Here is a 14,869-nt window from a genome sequence, read left to right as displayed (position 1 = left end):
TCGACACCTGCTCGCCCGGCTCCAAGCGCAGGAAGTCCGTCTCACGGGGCGGAGCCCAGTGATAGCGCCGCCCTTGGTACGGCACGCTCGCGCCGTCCACCGTCACGGAGAGCAGGTCCTCACGGAGCCCCCCGACGGCAGCGTGCCGCTTCAACACGCGCACCGGTGAGTTGGACACGTTGGTGAACGTCACCGTCACCCAGACCGACTCGCTGCTCGAGAGCGCGGCATGCGGCACCGACAGGGCCACCTCCACGTCGCCCGCGACCGCGTCTCGCGCGACCTCGGACGAGGTGGCGGGCCGGGGCTCCGGCGCGCCACAGGCCCCCAGGAACAACAACCCGAGCGCCGCACCCAGCCAGTGACGCTCACAACCGCTTCTGCCGAGGCTCATCGCGGAAGACTCCTTGGGATGACGAGGGGAGCCAAACCCTATCCATCCCAGGAAAACCAGTCCAGACGCGCCGCGCGACGACAATCCCTCACATGTAAAGCACCGCTCAGCCGTGGAACTGCGCCATCTGGATGAGGTTGCCGCAGGTGTCCTCGAACAGGGCGAAGGTGACCGGCCCCATGGACACGGGCGGGCCCCGGAAAGTCACGCCGAGCTTCACCAGCCGCTCGTACTCCGCCTGACAGTCATCCACGCCGAACTGCGTGAGCGGGATGCCCGCGTCGAACAGCGCCTTCTGATAGACGCGCGCGGGCGCGAAGCCCATGGGCTCCAAGAGGAGCTGGGTGCCCTCGCGCGCGTCCGGCGACACCACGGTCAACCACCGGTGCTCCCCCGTGGGGACGTCCACCTTCAGCACGAAGCCCAGCTTCTCCGTGTAGAACTTCAGGGCCTTGGCCTGGTCATCCACCATCACACTCGACACCGTGATGCGCATGCGCTGCCTCCTCGGGACGGCCACCGGACGGGGACCGGTGGAGCCTCCCGCGTAGCGCAACCCTCAGCGCTTCTCCAGAATCGAGCGCGGGTCGAAGGTGACGCGAATGCGGGTGATGCGGCCATTCTCCACGTGGCTCCAGTTCGCCACCTGCACCGGCGCCCCGCCACCCGGATGGATTTCGAACCAGGTCAGCACTTCGGCGCCATCCACGAAGCGATGCAGCACCGACACACGGGGCGACAGCTTCCACATGCCGTGCACGAGCCCCTTCACGCAGGCGTCCGCGCCGTCCGCGGTCCCCAATACCCCCACGAAGTTCACCTCGGGCGCGAGGGTCCCTCGCAACAGCACCTCGTCTTGCGTCCTCCACGCCTCGAAGTACGTCTCCACCACTTCCGCCGGCTTGTTCATGAACCGGAGACTGCCTCGCGGCAGGGTCAACTGTTTGTCAGGTTTGATGGGGGCGTCGGCTGATGGACTCGTGGGCCAGGGCGCGGAAGTTCACCACGGCGGGCGTGGGCCGGGTGCCCATGAAGGCCACGGAGAGTTCCGCGAACCCCGTGGCGCCACGCAGTCGCCGGAACACCACGCCCCGGGGCCGCAGGGCCTCGGCGGACACGGGCGCGAGCGTGAGCCCCAGCCCCGCCTCCACCATGCCGATGACCGAGGGCCACGAGCTGGCCTCCTGGACGATGCGCGGTGAGAAGCCCGCGGCCAGGCACATGCTCGTCACCGTGTCGTGCAGCCCCGGGGCCGCGTGGCGAGGAAAGAGCACGAAGGGCTCATTGGCCAGCGAGGCGAGCGTGACGGACTGCTGACCCGCGCGCGGATGGCTCGAGGGAAGCGCGAGCGAGAACGGCTCCTTGAGCAATCGCTCCACCGTGATGCCTTCGTGGCGGAACGGCGTCCGGACAATGGCCACGTCCAGCTCTCCCGTGACGAGCGCGATGCCCACGTCCAGGCTCTCGCGGTCGTCCAATTCCAGCTTCACCTCCGGGAAGCGGCGCCGGAAGCGGGACACGATGTCCGGCAGGATGCCGAAGGCGGAGGACGCGGCGAACCCCACGCGCAAGGTGCCTGTCTCGCCCTGGGCGGCGCGGCGGACGGTGGCCACCACGTCCGCGCGGCGCGCCAGCAACGTGCGCGCCTCATCGAGCAAGCGGCTGCCCGCGGGAGTGAGCGCCACGCGGCGGCTCGTGCGCGCCAGCAGCGTGACGCCCAGCTCGGCCTCCAAGCGGCGAATCTGTTGGCTGAAGGGCGGCTGCGCCATGCCTACGCGCGCGGCGGCCCGTCCGAAGTGCAGCTCCTCCGCCACGGCGACGAAGAGCTGAAGCTGGCGAAACTCCATATTGAGACGTTCTCCGTCTGGATGAGCGGTGAAGAATATATTGGAGGTTCTGGATTCGACTTCCTAGCTTCACCGCATGCCCCCCCTTTCCGTCTCGCTCCTGCTCCTGCTGTTGGGAACCACCGCGCCCTCCGCGGCCGTGCCCGACGCACACGTCCAGGAGCGCCTGGACACCGCATTCGCGGTGAGCCGGTTCCCCATGACGCTGCACGACAGCCTCGTGACGCCGCGCTGGCTCCGAGACGGCGACCGCGTCGTGTTCTGGGCGCGGGAGGGCAAGACGGGTGGCACCTGGGCGCTGGCGTCCGCGAAGACGGGCAGGGTCGAACCCCTCGTGTCCGCGGAGTCTCTGCGCGCGCAGCTCGGCGGACTGCTGGGCAAGCCCGTCCCGGAGCTTCGCTTCCGCGAGGTGGCGCTCACGCCCGATGAGCAGGGCATCGTCTTCGCGCTGGGCGAACAGCGCTTCGTGATGGGCCTCGTCGACGGGCAGGTGAAGCCGCTCGCCCCCGAGGACCGGCGTGCGTGGCCGCTGTCACGCGAGCACTTCCTCGCGCCCCAAGGCGGCGCGGCGGCCCTCCAGCGCGGCAATGGCTTCGCGGTGGTCGACGCGGCCGGGGGCGCCGTGGTGGAGCACGCGGGCGAGGAGTTCCTCGACTGGCACATCCCGGACGCACCGTGGTCGCCGGACGGGCGCTTCCTGGTGGTGTGGCGCGAGGACCAGCGCGCGGTCCACAAGCTCCCGGTGGTGGACTACGCCTCGGCGGTGGAGAAGGTCACCTGGGTGCCTTACTCGAAGGTGGGCACGCCGCTGCTCAAGGCAGAGCTGTACGTCGTGGAGGCCCGCTCGGGCCAGGTCCTCCGCATCCCGCCCGTCGAGGGCGAGACCTACGACTGGTTCGCGGGCTGGTGGCCCGACCGGAACGAGGCGCTGTTCCTTCACCTGTCGCGCGATGGAAAGCGGCTGGACCTCACGGCGGTGAACCCCGTGTCGGGCAAGCGTCGCCTGCTCGTTCGCGAGGAGCGTCCGGAGACCTTCGTCGCGGGCCTGGACCTCGCCGTGGGCGGATGGGCGAAGCGCGTGACGCCCCTGCCCGGAGGCAAGGGCTTCCTGTGGATCTCCGAGCAGGATGGCTGGCGACACGTCTACCTGCACGACAGCGACGGCCGGCGCATCCGACAGGTGACGCGCGGCGCATTCCCTGTCCATGAGGTGGTGGGCGTGGATCCGGAGACCGACGCGGTCTATCTGCTGGCCCCTTCGCCCACGGGCCCTTCGTATGAGCAGCTGCTCTACCGGGGCAGCCTGAAGGGCGGCGCGTTGAAGCGGCTGTCCTCGGGCGAGGGCACGCACTTCGTCTGGCTGTCCCCCTCGCGCAAGTTCTACCTGGACGCGTGGTCCACTCGAACGATGCCGCGCGTGCGCGAGCTGGCCTCCACCACGGATGGGCGCGTCCGCGCGCGGCTCACGACGACGGACGCGAGCGATGTGGAGTCCCTGGGATATCGCCCGCCGGAGGGAGTCATCGTGCAGGCCGCCGATGGCCACACCCCACTCCACGGCGTCATCTACAAGCCGCGCGACTTCGACCCTTCGCGCCACTATCCGGTGCTCGCGTACATCTACGGCGGCCCCTTCCTGTTCTCGCTGCCCTGGACGTACGTGGGCAACTCCATGTCCATGTCGTGCGCGGGGCTCGCCCAGTTGGGCTTCGTCGTGGTGATGGTGGATCCACGCGGAGGCACGGGGCGAGACAAGGCCTTCCAGGACGCGAACTACGGCCGCGTGGGCCAGACGGAGATTCCGGACTACGTCGCGGGGCTGAAGCAGCTCGCCGCATCGCGCCCCTGGATGGATTTGGAGCGCGCGGGCATCTACGGCCACTCGTGGGGCGGCTACTTCGCGCTGCGCGGCATGCTGACGGCGCCGGAGTTCTTCAAGGCGGGCTACGCGGGCGCCCCGGGCGCCATGGAGGAAGAGGCCATCATCAACGAGCCGTACATGAACCTGCCGAGCGCCAACCCGGAGGGCTACGCGGCCGGCTCCAACGTCGCGCTGGCGGGAAGGCTTCAGGGAGCGCTCAAGCTCATGCACGGGACGAGCGATGTGAACGCCTCGCTCTCCACGACGATGCGCATGGCGGACGCACTGATTCGAGCAGGCAAGCACTTCGACCTGCTCATCATGCCGGGCCAGCCGCACTCGCCCATGCCTCCCGCGGACCGCTACTACGCCGACGACGTGGGCCTCTTCTTCCTCCGAACCCTGGGAGCGCCGCGCTGACGCAATCGTGGGTTGCTCCCCTCCAGGGGCTCCGCTCTGATGCGGCGGAACGGACGTGAGGAGCCCACCCTGTCAGCCGAGCGAGTTCCCGGAGACATCTTTCGCGGCGATGTCTTCTGGGTCGAATCCGACGAGACGCGCGGGTCCATCCCCGGCATCCCGCATCCGCACGTGGTGATTCAGGACGACGTGCTCAATCGCTCGCGCATCCACAGCGTGGTCGTCTGCGCGCTGACGTCCAATCTCAAGCGCGCCAGCGAGCCCGGCAACGTCCTGCTCGACCCCGGAGAGGGCAACCTGCCCAAGCCCAGCGTGGTGGTGGTGTCGCAGGTCTCCGCCATCGACAAGGCACACCTCGGGGCGTACATCGGCTCGCTCTCCGAGCAGCGGGTCGAGCAGATCTTCGCCGGGATGCGCTTCCTGCAAGCCGCCTTCTTCGGGCGGCGCTGACGGGGACCGCGCTCCACACGCGGCCCCCATCCACGGACGGCGAAGGACTACGCCAGCCCCTCGGCCTTCAGGGCCTCGCGCACGGCGGGACGCGCCGCGACGCGCGCCTGGAACGCCTGCAGGTTGGGGAAGCCCTCCAGGCTCAGCTTCACGTAGCCCGCCCAGTTCGTCACGGTGAAGAGATAGGCGTCCGCGATGGTGAACGTGTCACCGAACAGGAAGTTCTTGCCCGCGAGCTGTTCCTCGATGAGCGCGTAGCGCTTGCGCAGATACTCCTTGCGCTCCTCACGCAGGGCCTCGGGCGTGTTCGGATAGAACAGCGGGGTGTACGTCTTGTGCAGCTCGGAGTTGATGTAGCCCAGCATCTCCTGGACGCGATAGCGCTCGAGCGTGCCCGCGGCGGGGACGAGGCCCGACTGGGGCTTCTGGTCCGCCAGGTACTGAACAATGGTCGGTCCCTCGGTGAGCACCAGACCGGGCTCGATCTCCAGCGCCGGGACATAGCCCTTGGGGTTGATCTTCCAGAAGTCCCCCTCGGTCTTGATGGTCTTGGTCCTCGTATCGACCTTCTCGAACTGGAGCGGGATGCCCGCCTCCCGAGCGACGATGTGCGGAGAGAGCGAACAGGCACCCGGAGCGAAATAGAGCTTCATGGCGATTCCTCGTGGTTGATCAAAAACAGCGCGCGGGAACCTAACGCCACGAGTTACCAAGGGATAGTAGCAATGCTAAGGTAAGGCTGAGAATCCACTCACCAGTTGGTAACTACGCGGAGCGTCGACTTGGCCCTCAAGGTGCGCAAGAGCAATGCCCCTCCCCCTCCGATGGGCTGTCCCATGCGCGCCTGCATGGACCTGCTCGGTGGGATGTGGACCCCCAATGTCATCTGGCAGCTCTCGGGCGGGCCGCGCCGCTTTGGTGAGCTGCTCAAGGATGTTCCGGGCATCTCGCCCAAGGTGCTGACCACGCGCCTGCGCGCGCTCGAGGACAAGTGCGTCATCGAGCGCTCGGTGCTCCCTACCTCGCCCCCCTCGGTCGAGTACTCCCTGTCCGAGCTGGGGCGAGAGCTGTTGCCTGTGATTGATGCCATCGTCCGGGTAGGCGGCCGACTGCGTGAGCGGGCGGGGATTCCGCACAGCGCCACGAGAGCTTCGGCCCGCCGCGCCCAGGCATAGCCAGCTCACCCGCGCGCCATCGCCGGGTCGTGGAGCCGCAGCACGTAGAGGAAGTCTTTCTGGGTGTGGCCTCGCGCCAGCACCAGCCCATCCTGCAAGAGGAGCGTCTCCGCCATCACGTCGGGGAAGTGGACGAGCGGCACGGCGTCCACCGGCCGATGGAACGCGACGGGCTCATCGCCCAACGTCTCCCAGTAGCGCTGGGCCACCACGTCCTCGAGGGTGGCGAGGCCCGGCAGTTCGGAGAGCAGCGCTCCGGTCGCCAGGTCGAAGAAGCGCGTGTGCTGGTCCTGGGACACGGTGATGACGCGCGTGTCGATGATGGCCACCCCGAAGACGACATCGGGATGGGGCAAGGCGAGGAGCCGCGCGCCCGTCGCGACGTCGAAGACGTGCACGGAGGCATCCGCGCAAGCAAACACCCCGCGCGTGCCATCGGGCGACAACGCCAGGCCCGTGAGTGCCTCGTCCGCCACGGCGAGGGTCCGCTGGGTGCCCGTGGCGGTGTCGAGGAGGACCACCTCCCCTGACTCCCGCCCCACCGCGAAGGCGGGCGCTTGCGCCGCGATCGCGTACACGGGATCCGGGTCCACCACGGCCTCGGTGTCGAGGAGCGTGGTGCCGTGCCGCAGCTCGTGCAGCGACACGTGCCCGCTCTCGTCGTGCAACACGACCACGCGGGTGCCGTCGGGCGTGAAGTCCACGCGCTGGATGTTCCCTGGCGGGCCACGCAGCGTGAGCACCAGGGCGCCGTCCGACACCCGCCACACTCGCGCTCGCTCCTCTTCGACCGCGGCCACGAGGAGCTTGCCGTCCGGAGAGAAGGCCATGGGGAGCGAGTCGAGGACGGGGCCTCTGTCTTCGCGGGCCACGGGCGGCGCGGCGAGGACCTGCGCGGGCTCCAGCGTCCGCGCATCGAGGAGCCGCACTCCGGGCCGGAAGGGGGGCGGCTTGCTCACGGTGGTGAGCGGGCACGCCAGATAGCGTCCATCCGGGCTGACCTGCCAAGGCAGCATGAACGCGGTCCGCGCATCCAGGGGGATGCTGCGGCCCTGCCCCCTCGAGTCGATGACATGCGTGGACCTGCGCAGCCGCGCGATGCCGTAAGGCGCGCCGGCCCGCCCCGACAGCTCCTGCACCGGCTCCTGCTCGGCCAGGAGGCTGGGAGCGGACCGCGAGTTCCAATCACTGAGGACCACTTTGAAGTCGGCCGAGGTCAACGCGAAGCGCTCGCCGTCGGGATGGAACGCGACATGACGCTCTTGCCCTTGCACGGGGATGGCTTGAGTCCGCAGCACCTCGCCACTCATCGCATCGACTTCATCGAGCCGACCATGCACGAGCACGCCGAGGCGCTTCGCATCGAGCCACGAGGCAGAGGACGCCGGGCCGAGCCCCTGCCCCAGGGACGCGTGCGTCCACCCCTGCGTCTCCACCCGCGTGACGCCCTCCACGGTGGTGAGCACGAGCCACTCCCCGCCCGGGCTGAAGGCCGCGTCCCGCACGGTGGTGCCCAGGGCGATGCGCGCCACCTGCGCCCCACTCGTCACGTCCCAGATGCGCGCGGTGTCATCCGAACCGCCCGAGGCCAGCCAACGACCGGACGGATGGAACGCCACCGTCAGTACGGATTGCTCATGCCCCGAAAGCGTGTGCACCCCCTTGCCCGTGGCCACATCCACCAATCGCACGCGCCACCCGAGGTTCGCCACGGCGAGCCATCGGCCATCCGGGCTGAAGGCAACCGACGTCACCTGCCCCTCCTGCCGCGGCAGGGAATGCAGCAGGGCGCCGGTCTCCACGTCCCAGATGCGCGCGTCGTGGTCACGCGAGCCGGACGCGAGCCGCGCTCCGTCTGGGCTCCAGGCCACGCTGCGCACTTCGGCCCCGTGCCCCGCCAGCGTGCGCAGGCATTGGCCCGTGGCGACATCCCAGACATGCACGTTCTGGGTGTCCTCCCACGAGCCCGTCGCCAACATCGTCCCGGAGGGATTGAAGGCGAGGCACAGCACGTGGGCCTCGTGACGCAAGGCCACGTCATGCCCCTCCAGTCGCCCAGGCAAGGGCCGCAGGGCCTCCAGCCAGGGCCTCGCTTCGCCCGGGGCCTCCCATTGCTGTCGCCAGTGCTCCGCGAGCTTCCAGACCCGTGCGTCCGGAGCGCTCCATGGCCCCACCGCGCCCGGCTCAAAGTGCGCGGCGGCATCAGGGGCGTCGAACCAGCGCAGACGATTGTAGAGACATTGGAACAGCGCCTCCGGATGGTCGCGGAGGAAGTCGGCGTCGAGCGAGAGGGCGCGACGGAGGACGCGCGCGGCACGAGGGCTGACCCAAGGGTCGTCGTCCGGAAGGGCGCGCGCGAGCAGCGCGTCCAGGTCGGCCTCGAGCGCCTCCAGTCCTGATTCCGTCAGCAGACGCTCCAGGGTGGAGAACTCGGCGAGGGAGGCGAGGGTCAGGGAAGGAGGCGGCATGCGAGGCTCGGAAGGAACGAGGGACGACGCGCGAAGGAGGCGGGCAGCATACGGCCAAAGCGCGCGGTGATTGGTGCGGCGTGCGCACTTGTGATGTCTTCCCAGACGCCTCTCGGACTTCTCCGAGAGCCAGGAAGAGGCTGGTCATGTCCAAGTCCCCCCCACCACTCCCGCAGCTCGACGAGGACCAGGAGGCGTTGAGCGACCTGGAAATGTGGATGACCAAGCTCCAGCACCTGGAGAACGTCTCGGTCGAGCAGCAGATGCCGCCGTTCGAGAAATCCACTCCCAAGGTTCCCGCCCACAGCGCGAACTTCTACAAGCATCTCGCGGTCTGGGGGCTCTCCTGGCGTGCCACCGACGACTCCGGATACAGCGGCGCGGTCCGCATCATCCGGGGTTCGTGGTTCCAGAGCAGCTCCAGCTACAACTTCGCGCCGAAATCACGCGCGATGATTGTGGACGTGCACAACGATCAGGCCATGGCCTTCCTCCTCCAGGGCGCGAGCCAGGGTCTCGATGAGGCGCGCGTGGTGGCCGCCGCCGCGGGCGAGGAGGGCTCCGCGGTCCCCGTGGCCCGGAGCATGACCGAGTACACCCGGAAGGCGGTCGAGGCTCGGTTCGCGTCGTACTGGTTCCTTGATTCCAAGGAGGCCAAGGCCGTCCGCAAGTGGGTGGATGACCAGCCGCTGCGCAGCGAGCCCTCGTTCTCGGTGGAGATCGAAGCCGTGGAGACCCTGAGCGAGGAGGAGCTGCGCACCCAGTACCTCGAGTGGCTCCCCCCGAAGCGCCGCAAGACGCTCGCCACCGCGGCGGGCGTGGAAGCCACGGACTGCGCCGCGCTGGCGCGCGCCATCGCGGTGGTGCTCGACACGGGCAAGCCGGCCGCGCGGGCCAAGCTGCAGGCCCGGCTGAGCGAGGTGGGCGGCTCGGAGGACTGGCGGAAGGCGTTCTTCCTCGACGCGCTGCCCAAGGGACTGTGTGCCGTGAGGCTGCGCGCCACCCGCCTGGGGGCGGCGTATCTCTCTACCTTCCGCGTCTCCGTGCCCCTGCTCGGACTCCAGCTCCTGCTCGACGCGCCGGGTGCCCAGGCGCTGCATCGACAGGTGAATGTGGACCACCTCCGCTTCTGCCGCACCCGCGGGTTCGACCTGGCGGAGCGCATCGCCCCGGAGAGCTTCGCGCAAGAGCCCGAGCGCACCCTGCGCCGGGGCACGGTGCCCGGCGAGGTCCGCTACCTGCTCCTCATGCCCAAGTCCCTGGTGCCCACGGGGTGCAAGCCGGGCGCGAAGTTCCAGTCGATAGCGCCCGCGAACGCAAGCACCGGGTCTGGCCGACCGCCGCGCAGCGCCTGAGGCCTCGCGAACGAGGCCGCGCGTCAGGAGTCCTCGTCGTCGTCCGAGGCGACGGGGGCCGACTCCAGCAAGGCACTCGCGGACCGGTGAATCTTCGCGAGCGCGCTCAACAAGTGCTTTCGCTCGGTCGCGGTGAGGCCCTGGGTGACGAGGGCCTCCATGCGCTGCCGCTCGGCCTCGACGGGCTCCTTCAGCTCACGTCCCGCCTCGGTGAGCCACAGGCGGACGAGGCGCTGATCCCTCGCATCCGGGCGCCGCGTGAGCAATCCCGCGGCCGCCATGCGGGTGGCCATCTTCACCACCGTGGGCGTCGCGACGTGCAGCGCGGTGGCCACCTCCCCCGGCGTCCGGCCATCTTTCTCCCACAGCATCGCGAGCAACAGGTTCTGCCCCAGGTGCAGACCGTGGCGCCGCATGGCCACCTCGGCCACGGCCCGGAGCGCCTTCGTCGTCTTGCTGTGCAGGTCGAGGAACTCGGACATCGCGACTCACGGTGAGGAACCGCCGCGAGCGTACCGCAGGCACGTCGATTGACGACCTGTCGATAGCCGGCTACCGTTCCACCTCGCTAGCCAGCTAACGAACGGGAGCATCCTCAATGATTCTGGTGACTGGGGCCACGGGGAATGTCGGCCGGGAGTTGGTGCGGGAACTCGAGGCGCGCGGCGCGCGGCAGCGACTCTTGGTGAGGGACCCTGCCCGCGCGAAGGGGCTGCCCGAGCGTGCCGAGCGCGTCGTTGGGGACCTGAGCGTCCCCGAGAGCCTGCCGCCCGCCTTCGACGGCGTCGACACGCTCTTCCTGCTCACGCAGGGAATCGGCGTCGAGTTGGCCGCGAACGCGCTGCACGCAGCGAAGTCTTCGGGCGTGCGGCGCGTGGTGTTCATGTCCTCTATCAACGTCCTCGGAGACCCGGTGCCCGCCATGGGGCGCTGGCACCATGCGCGCGAGCAGCTCGTGCGCGACTCGGGGCTGCCCGCCACCATTCTTCGGCCGGGGGGCTTCATGACCAACGCCTTCGAGTGGGCGCCGTCCATCCGCGAGGCGGGCTTCGTGTTCGATCCGATTGGCCCGGGTCGCTATGCGTTGATTGACCCCGCGGACATCGCGGCCGTCGCCGCGCGCGTGCTGACCGAGGACGGACATCAGGGCAAGGCTTACGTCCTCACCGGCGACGAGGTGCTCACCGTCGCCGAGCAGGTTCGCATCCTCGCGCGGGCGATTGGCCGCGACCTCGAGGTGCGCGAGGCGGCCTCCCCCGAGGACGCCGTGAGGTCCCGCTTCCCCCAGGGCGCGCCGCCGGCACTGGCCGAGGCCATCCTCGACACCTTCACCCGCATGCGCGCGGACCGCGTCGGCGTCCGCACGGACACGGTGGAGCAACTGCTCGGCCGCAAGCCGCGCGCCTTCGCGGACTGGTGCGCTCGAAACGCCCAGTCCTTCCTTCGGCCCACATCAAGCTGAGCTGAGGGCTCAGGCGTCCAGCGTCGACACGGTGAGCGCGTGCAGGTCCGCGACCTCTCCGATGACATCGATGCGCGTGATGCGTCCGCCCGCCTGCGTGAAGCGCAGGATCCGGTACAGCCGGCCGAGCGGCGCCACCACGAGGCCCACGGCGCCCTCGATCAGCGCCACCCGCGCGGCCTTCGCGCCACGCGACAGGGCAATGGACTGCATCGCGGCGGCACGCGCCCCGCGCAGCTCCGGCGCCGCCCCTGGCGGCAACGACACACGGTCCGCGCACACGACGACCTCGGGATCCAACACGGCGAGCACGCCATCGAGGTCGTTGGCTCGCAGTGCGGCCAGGAACGCGTCCACCACGCTTCGCTGACTCGCGAGGTCCTCCGCGGAAATCTCCTCCGCCCCCTTCACCCGCCGCCGCGCGCGGCTCGCGAGCTGGCGCGTGGCCACCACCGAGCGCCCGACAATGGTGGCGATGTCATCGAAGGAGACATCGAACATGTCGTGGAGCACGAAGGCCACGCGCTCGGCGGGCTCCAGCGTCTCCAGGACCACCAGCAGTGCGAGCCCCACGGCGTCCGCCTGCAGCGCCTCTTCCTCGGGGCCGGCGCGGTTGGACGCGCCCGCGACGGTCACCGGCACCTGCGCGCCCACCGGGTCCTCCGGCCTCGACTTGCGAACACGGAGCTGGTCCAGGCACACGCGCGCGACCACCGTCGTCAGCCAGCCCCGCAGGTTCTGCACGTCCTGGGTGTCCGCGCGGCTCGCGTGGAGCCAGGCTTCCTGGACGGCGTCGTCCGCCTCGCTCATCCCGCCAAGCATGCGGAACGCCACGGACCGAAGGTGTCCTCGCTGCTCCTCGAAACGCGTCGCCAGGGCCAGATGTGCAGTCACCGGTCACACTCCTTTTTTCCCGCGCGTCATACACCCGAAGCCACTGGAACCCTGGAGGAAACACCGATGAACGCGCGAATGAAGAACCCTGTTTTCATGCACCCCGAGGCCATGAAGGCGCTGCTGTCCCTGTCGGCCACCGTCGAGAAGGCCGGCATCTCACGCCGGTTGAGCGAGTTGCTTTCACTGCGAGCCAGTCAGATCAACGGCTGCAGCCTCTGCGTGGAGATGCACGCTCGCTTCCTCAAGAAGGAGGGCGAGACCGACGAGCGCATCTTCACGGTGGCCGCGTGGCGCGAGGCCCCCTACTTCACCGACGCCGAGCGCGCCGCGCTGGCCCTCACGGAGGCCGCCACCCGCCTGAGCGACCGAGCGGATCCGGTGTCCGACGAGGTCTGGGACGAGGCCGCTCGCCACTTCGACGCGACCGCGCTGTCGGGCATCGTCCTGGCCATCGCCACCATCAACGTGTGGAACCGCATCAACGTCACCACGCGCCAGGTGGCTGGCTCCGTCCCGGGCTAGGAACCGCGCCGGGCTCCGGCGTCAGTCTCCCCGCTGACGTCGAGCTTTGGACGTGATGAACCTGCGGTGCCCTCTGGCATTTCCGACTGGCCCTACGCTGTGGCGGGCCTCATGCCGGGGGGACACTGCATGCTGCTTCGATGGGCGGTGCCGCTGCTCTTGCTCACGGTCGTTTCCGGCTGCGCGACGAGTCGAGTCGTGCGGCTGGAAACCGGTCGTGAGGTTGTCGTCGTTGCTCCGCGCGAGGAGCCAGGCGAGGAGTTGGAGGCGGCGGAACTCGACGACGACGAGTTTGAAGGCGCAGTCGCGGGACTCGCGCGAGACGTACATCCGCAGAGCAGTCCCATGCAGCAGGCCAGAGACCTGTTCGGCGTTCCGTCACGCAGTGGGGTGTACGGCTATCAAAGCCGGCCGCCTCGGTTGACGCCCCAGCGTCCAGAGGACGCGGATGGCCCCCACCTGCTGGAGACCTACGCTGACGATGAGCTCACGCGCGCCTATGGCCTGTGGTGCAAGCGGAAGGGGCAGACCGGCGACTGCTTGCGCCTGTTGACGGATGGCCCGCTGCTGGCCAGTCCACACAGCTCCGCGCAGCGAGCGAGGCGTACGGGGAAGTCCTCGGGCAGAACGCGGCACGGGTTCGACCCCCGTGGTTCACATCAGGGCCGCCATGCTCTTCGCGGAGATGGCCCCCAATGACGTGCAATTGATTCCGGTGGACATCAAGGGCTGCCCCGACGAGTACCTCATTCTCGTGGCAACGCGTCTCATCCGATGCATCGACGACGAGGCCTCGGAAGAGGTCATGTATTGGAAGCCCGAGGACGAACGGCCCGACAAGCTCGGCATGTACCGCAGCGTCTACGGGATGCGGATTGAGCCCTCCGCGGTGGGTGAGGCCAAGGTGTTCCGCCCCTGGGGATGGACCGGCGTGCTCATCGTCTCCGAGGACATCAAGGCGGCCCTGGAGCGCGCCCACGTCACCGGAGCAGAGTTCGAAGAGGTCTAGGGACGCCTTCGGCGGGCCGACAGGTCCACTTGCCATCCCCACTACTTTGCGTTACTAAGTACCAGTACCAAGCAACGCTAAGTAGATGGAGAGCGCGCCGTGGGCAAGCAGATGACGGAGATGCTGAAGGGAATCCTGGAGGGCATCGTCCTCGCGCTCCTGTCCATGCGGCCCGCCTATGGCTACGAAATCACGGCGCGGCTGAAGGAGCTGGGCTTCTCCGACATCGCCGAGGGCACCGTCTACGCGCTGCTCGTCCGAGTCGAACAGCGCGGTCTGGTCGACGTGGAGAAGGTCCCGTCGGAGAAGGGGCCGCCGCGCAAGGTGTACTCGCTCAACGCGCAGGGGCAGGAATACCTCGAAGAGTTCTGGAACACCTGGAGCTTCCTCGCGGAACGAATCCAACAACTCCAACACGGAGGTCAATGACATGCTCATCTCAAAGTTCATCTCGACGGTGATTGGCGAGAAGAAACAATGGCGAGAGTACAAAGCTCGCGTGAAACAGCTCCCCGAGAACTATCGCGCGGCGGTCGATGCCCTGGAGCGATACCTGACGTACTTTGGAACGGGGGGCGACGGGACAGCGATGTACGCGGACCTCGTCGACCTGTTCGAACAGAGCGCGGCGAACCAAACCCCCATCCGCCAAATCGTCGGGGATGATCCGGTGGAGTTCATCGAGGCGTTCGTCCGGAACTATCCGAAGGGGGCATGGATCATCCGGGAGCGAGAGCGGCTGACCCACGCCATCGCCCAAGCCGCCGAAGCAGCCTCCAAGCAGGCCTCATAGCGCCCCTGCACGTCATCGACGTGCGGCATTCCCAAGCAACTCCACGCCCATCCCCCCGCACCGAGCCCACGTGCTGCTCGGGCCGGCGATGGCGGCAGCACCCTTCACCGCGCCCAAATACAAACATCAACACGGGGCACCCGTTCGCCAAGCACGACCCGAGGTGCTGCGGCGCGGCGCGAGCATTTCGCCTTCACCTCACTCGAAAGGACATAC

At 68.7% G+C, this 14,869-nt stretch carries 16 protein-coding genes and 1 pseudogene; 9 read left to right on the top strand and 8 right to left on the bottom strand.

What is annotated here, in order from left to right; genetic code table 11:
• From JGU66_27225 to JGU66_27210, 4 genes are all read right to left on the bottom strand, one after another.
• Positions 1 to 394: peptidase M35 (locus tag JGU66_27225; GenBank protein MBJ6764479.1), on the bottom strand; the 394-nt coding region annotated here is incomplete at its 3' end.
• Between the two features lie 106 nt (positions 395 to 500).
• Complete coding sequence (locus JGU66_27220) at positions 501 to 890, bottom strand: VOC family protein (GenBank protein ID MBJ6764478.1); 390 nt, start codon at positions 888 to 890, stop codon at positions 501 to 503.
• A 63-nt stretch (positions 891 to 953) separates the two neighbouring features.
• Positions 954 to 1,304 (bottom strand): nuclear transport factor 2 family protein, encoded by a 351-nt coding sequence (locus JGU66_27215; protein MBJ6764477.1) that lies wholly within the window; start codon positions 1,302 to 1,304, stop codon positions 954 to 956.
• 37 nt (positions 1,305 to 1,341) lie between these two features.
• Positions 1,342 to 2,241: a LysR family transcriptional regulator gene (locus tag JGU66_27210; protein MBJ6764476.1), complete on the bottom strand. Its 900-nt coding sequence runs from the start codon at positions 2,239 to 2,241 to the stop codon at positions 1,342 to 1,344.
• A gap of 76 nt (positions 2,242 to 2,317) precedes the next feature.
• Here JGU66_27210 and JGU66_27205 point away from each other — a divergent pair, with 76 nt between their 5' ends.
• A complete protein-coding gene (locus tag JGU66_27205; GenBank protein ID MBJ6764475.1) occupies positions 2,318 to 4,522 on the top strand; it encodes a S9 family peptidase in 2,205 nt (734 codons plus the stop codon).
• 39 nt (positions 4,523 to 4,561) lie between these two features.
• On the top strand, positions 4,562 to 4,972 hold the full coding sequence (locus JGU66_27200) for a type II toxin-antitoxin system PemK/MazF family toxin (protein ID MBJ6764474.1): 411 nt from the start codon (positions 4,562 to 4,564) through the stop codon (positions 4,970 to 4,972).
• Between the two features lie 47 nt (positions 4,973 to 5,019).
• Here the strand turns inward: JGU66_27200 and gstA are convergent, their stop codons facing one another.
• Complete coding sequence (gstA, locus tag JGU66_27195) at positions 5,020 to 5,625, bottom strand: glutathione transferase GstA (protein ID MBJ6764473.1); 606 nt, start codon at positions 5,623 to 5,625, stop codon at positions 5,020 to 5,022.
• A 195-nt stretch (positions 5,626 to 5,820) separates the two neighbouring features.
• On the opposite strand from gstA, the gene JGU66_27190 reads away from it, so the two are divergent.
• Positions 5,821 to 6,147, top strand: a complete 327-nt coding sequence (locus tag JGU66_27190; GenBank protein ID MBJ6764472.1) for a helix-turn-helix transcriptional regulator — start codon at positions 5,821 to 5,823, stop codon at positions 6,145 to 6,147.
• 5 nt (positions 6,148 to 6,152) lie between these two features.
• Here the strand turns inward: JGU66_27190 and JGU66_27185 are convergent, their stop codons facing one another.
• On the bottom strand, positions 6,153 to 8,615 hold the full coding sequence (locus JGU66_27185) for a WD40 repeat domain-containing protein (GenBank protein ID MBJ6764471.1): 2,463 nt from the start codon (positions 8,613 to 8,615) through the stop codon (positions 6,153 to 6,155).
• Between the two features lie 146 nt (positions 8,616 to 8,761).
• On the opposite strand from JGU66_27185, the gene JGU66_27180 reads away from it, so the two are divergent.
• Complete coding sequence (locus JGU66_27180; GenBank protein ID MBJ6764470.1) at positions 8,762 to 9,970, top strand: hypothetical protein; 1,209 nt, start codon at positions 8,762 to 8,764, stop codon at positions 9,968 to 9,970.
• Positions 9,971 to 9,993: 23 nt separating this feature from the next.
• Here the strand turns inward: JGU66_27180 and JGU66_27175 are convergent, their stop codons facing one another.
• Positions 9,994 to 10,452 carry a MarR family transcriptional regulator gene (locus JGU66_27175; protein MBJ6764469.1) on the bottom strand — a complete coding sequence of 153 codons (459 nt, stop codon included), beginning with the start codon at positions 10,450 to 10,452 and terminating at the stop codon, positions 9,994 to 9,996.
• A gap of 116 nt (positions 10,453 to 10,568) precedes the next feature.
• Here JGU66_27175 and JGU66_27170 point away from each other — a divergent pair, with 116 nt between their 5' ends.
• Positions 10,569 to 11,432: an SDR family oxidoreductase gene (locus JGU66_27170; GenBank protein ID MBJ6764468.1), complete on the top strand. Its 864-nt coding sequence runs from the start codon at positions 10,569 to 10,571 to the stop codon at positions 11,430 to 11,432.
• Between the two features lie 9 nt (positions 11,433 to 11,441).
• Here the strand turns inward: JGU66_27170 and JGU66_27165 are convergent, their stop codons facing one another.
• On the bottom strand, positions 11,442 to 12,326 hold the full coding sequence (locus tag JGU66_27165) for a sigma-70 family RNA polymerase sigma factor (protein MBJ6764467.1): 885 nt from the start codon (positions 12,324 to 12,326) through the stop codon (positions 11,442 to 11,444).
• 66 nt (positions 12,327 to 12,392) lie between these two features.
• Between JGU66_27165 and JGU66_27160 the strand changes: the two genes are divergently transcribed.
• The 4 genes and pseudogenes from JGU66_27160 to JGU66_27145 all read left to right on the top strand — a co-directional run bounded on the left by JGU66_27160 (position 12,393) and on the right by JGU66_27145 (position 14,653).
• Complete coding sequence (locus JGU66_27160; protein MBJ6764466.1) at positions 12,393 to 12,851, top strand: carboxymuconolactone decarboxylase family protein; 459 nt, start codon at positions 12,393 to 12,395, stop codon at positions 12,849 to 12,851.
• A gap of 643 nt (positions 12,852 to 13,494) precedes the next feature.
• Positions 13,495 to 13,860: pseudogene (locus JGU66_27155) on the top strand (hypothetical protein).
• A 111-nt stretch (positions 13,861 to 13,971) separates the two neighbouring features.
• Positions 13,972 to 14,289 carry a PadR family transcriptional regulator gene (locus tag JGU66_27150; protein MBJ6764465.1) on the top strand — a complete coding sequence of 106 codons (318 nt, stop codon included), beginning with the start codon at positions 13,972 to 13,974 and terminating at the stop codon, positions 14,287 to 14,289.
• Position 14,290: 1 nt separating this feature from the next.
• A complete protein-coding gene (locus tag JGU66_27145) occupies positions 14,291 to 14,653 on the top strand; it encodes a DUF1048 domain-containing protein (protein MBJ6764464.1) in 363 nt (120 codons plus the stop codon).
• Positions 14,654 to 14,869: the final 216 nt, after the last annotated feature.

The sequence above is a fragment of the Myxococcaceae bacterium JPH2 genome (assembly GCA_016458225.1).
Classification (GTDB): domain Bacteria; phylum Myxococcota; class Myxococcia; order Myxococcales; family Myxococcaceae; genus Citreicoccus.
The sequence above is the reverse complement of the archived record's forward strand: the minus strand, read 5'-3'. Positions and strand labels throughout refer to the sequence as shown.

Excerpts from the sequence above, each read along its gene's own strand:
- JGU66_27190 (MBJ6764472.1), top strand. The coding sequence starts at position 5,821 with ATGGACCTGCTCGGTGGGATGTGGACCCCCAATGTCATCTGGCAGCTC.
- JGU66_27145 (MBJ6764464.1), top strand. The coding sequence starts at position 14,291 with ATGCTCATCTCAAAGTTCATCTCGACGGTGATTGGCGAGAAGAAACAA.
- JGU66_27205 (MBJ6764475.1), top strand. The coding sequence starts at position 2,318 with ATGCCCCCCCTTTCCGTCTCGCTCCTGCTCCTGCTGTTGGGAACCACC.
- JGU66_27215 (MBJ6764477.1), bottom strand. The coding sequence starts at position 1,304 with ATGAACAAGCCGGCGGAAGTGGTGGAGACGTACTTCGAGGCGTGGAGG.
- JGU66_27180 (MBJ6764470.1), top strand. The coding sequence starts at position 8,762 with ATGTCCAAGTCCCCCCCACCACTCCCGCAGCTCGACGAGGACCAGGAG.
- JGU66_27185 (MBJ6764471.1), bottom strand. The coding sequence starts at position 8,615 with ATGCCGCCTCCTTCCCTGACCCTCGCCTCCCTCGCCGAGTTCTCCACC.
- JGU66_27220 (MBJ6764478.1), bottom strand. The coding sequence starts at position 890 with ATGCGCATCACGGTGTCGAGTGTGATGGTGGATGACCAGGCCAAGGCC.
- JGU66_27200 (MBJ6764474.1), top strand. The coding sequence starts at position 4,562 with ATGCGGCGGAACGGACGTGAGGAGCCCACCCTGTCAGCCGAGCGAGTT.
- JGU66_27160 (MBJ6764466.1), top strand. The coding sequence starts at position 12,393 with ATGAACGCGCGAATGAAGAACCCTGTTTTCATGCACCCCGAGGCCATG.
- JGU66_27210 (MBJ6764476.1), bottom strand. The coding sequence starts at position 2,241 with ATGGAGTTTCGCCAGCTTCAGCTCTTCGTCGCCGTGGCGGAGGAGCTG.
- JGU66_27150 (MBJ6764465.1), top strand. The coding sequence starts at position 13,972 with ATGACGGAGATGCTGAAGGGAATCCTGGAGGGCATCGTCCTCGCGCTC.
- JGU66_27170 (MBJ6764468.1), top strand. The coding sequence starts at position 10,569 with ATGATTCTGGTGACTGGGGCCACGGGGAATGTCGGCCGGGAGTTGGTG.
- gstA (MBJ6764473.1), bottom strand. The coding sequence starts at position 5,625 with ATGAAGCTCTATTTCGCTCCGGGTGCCTGTTCGCTCTCTCCGCACATC.
- JGU66_27175 (MBJ6764469.1), bottom strand. The coding sequence starts at position 10,452 with ATGTCCGAGTTCCTCGACCTGCACAGCAAGACGACGAAGGCGCTCCGG.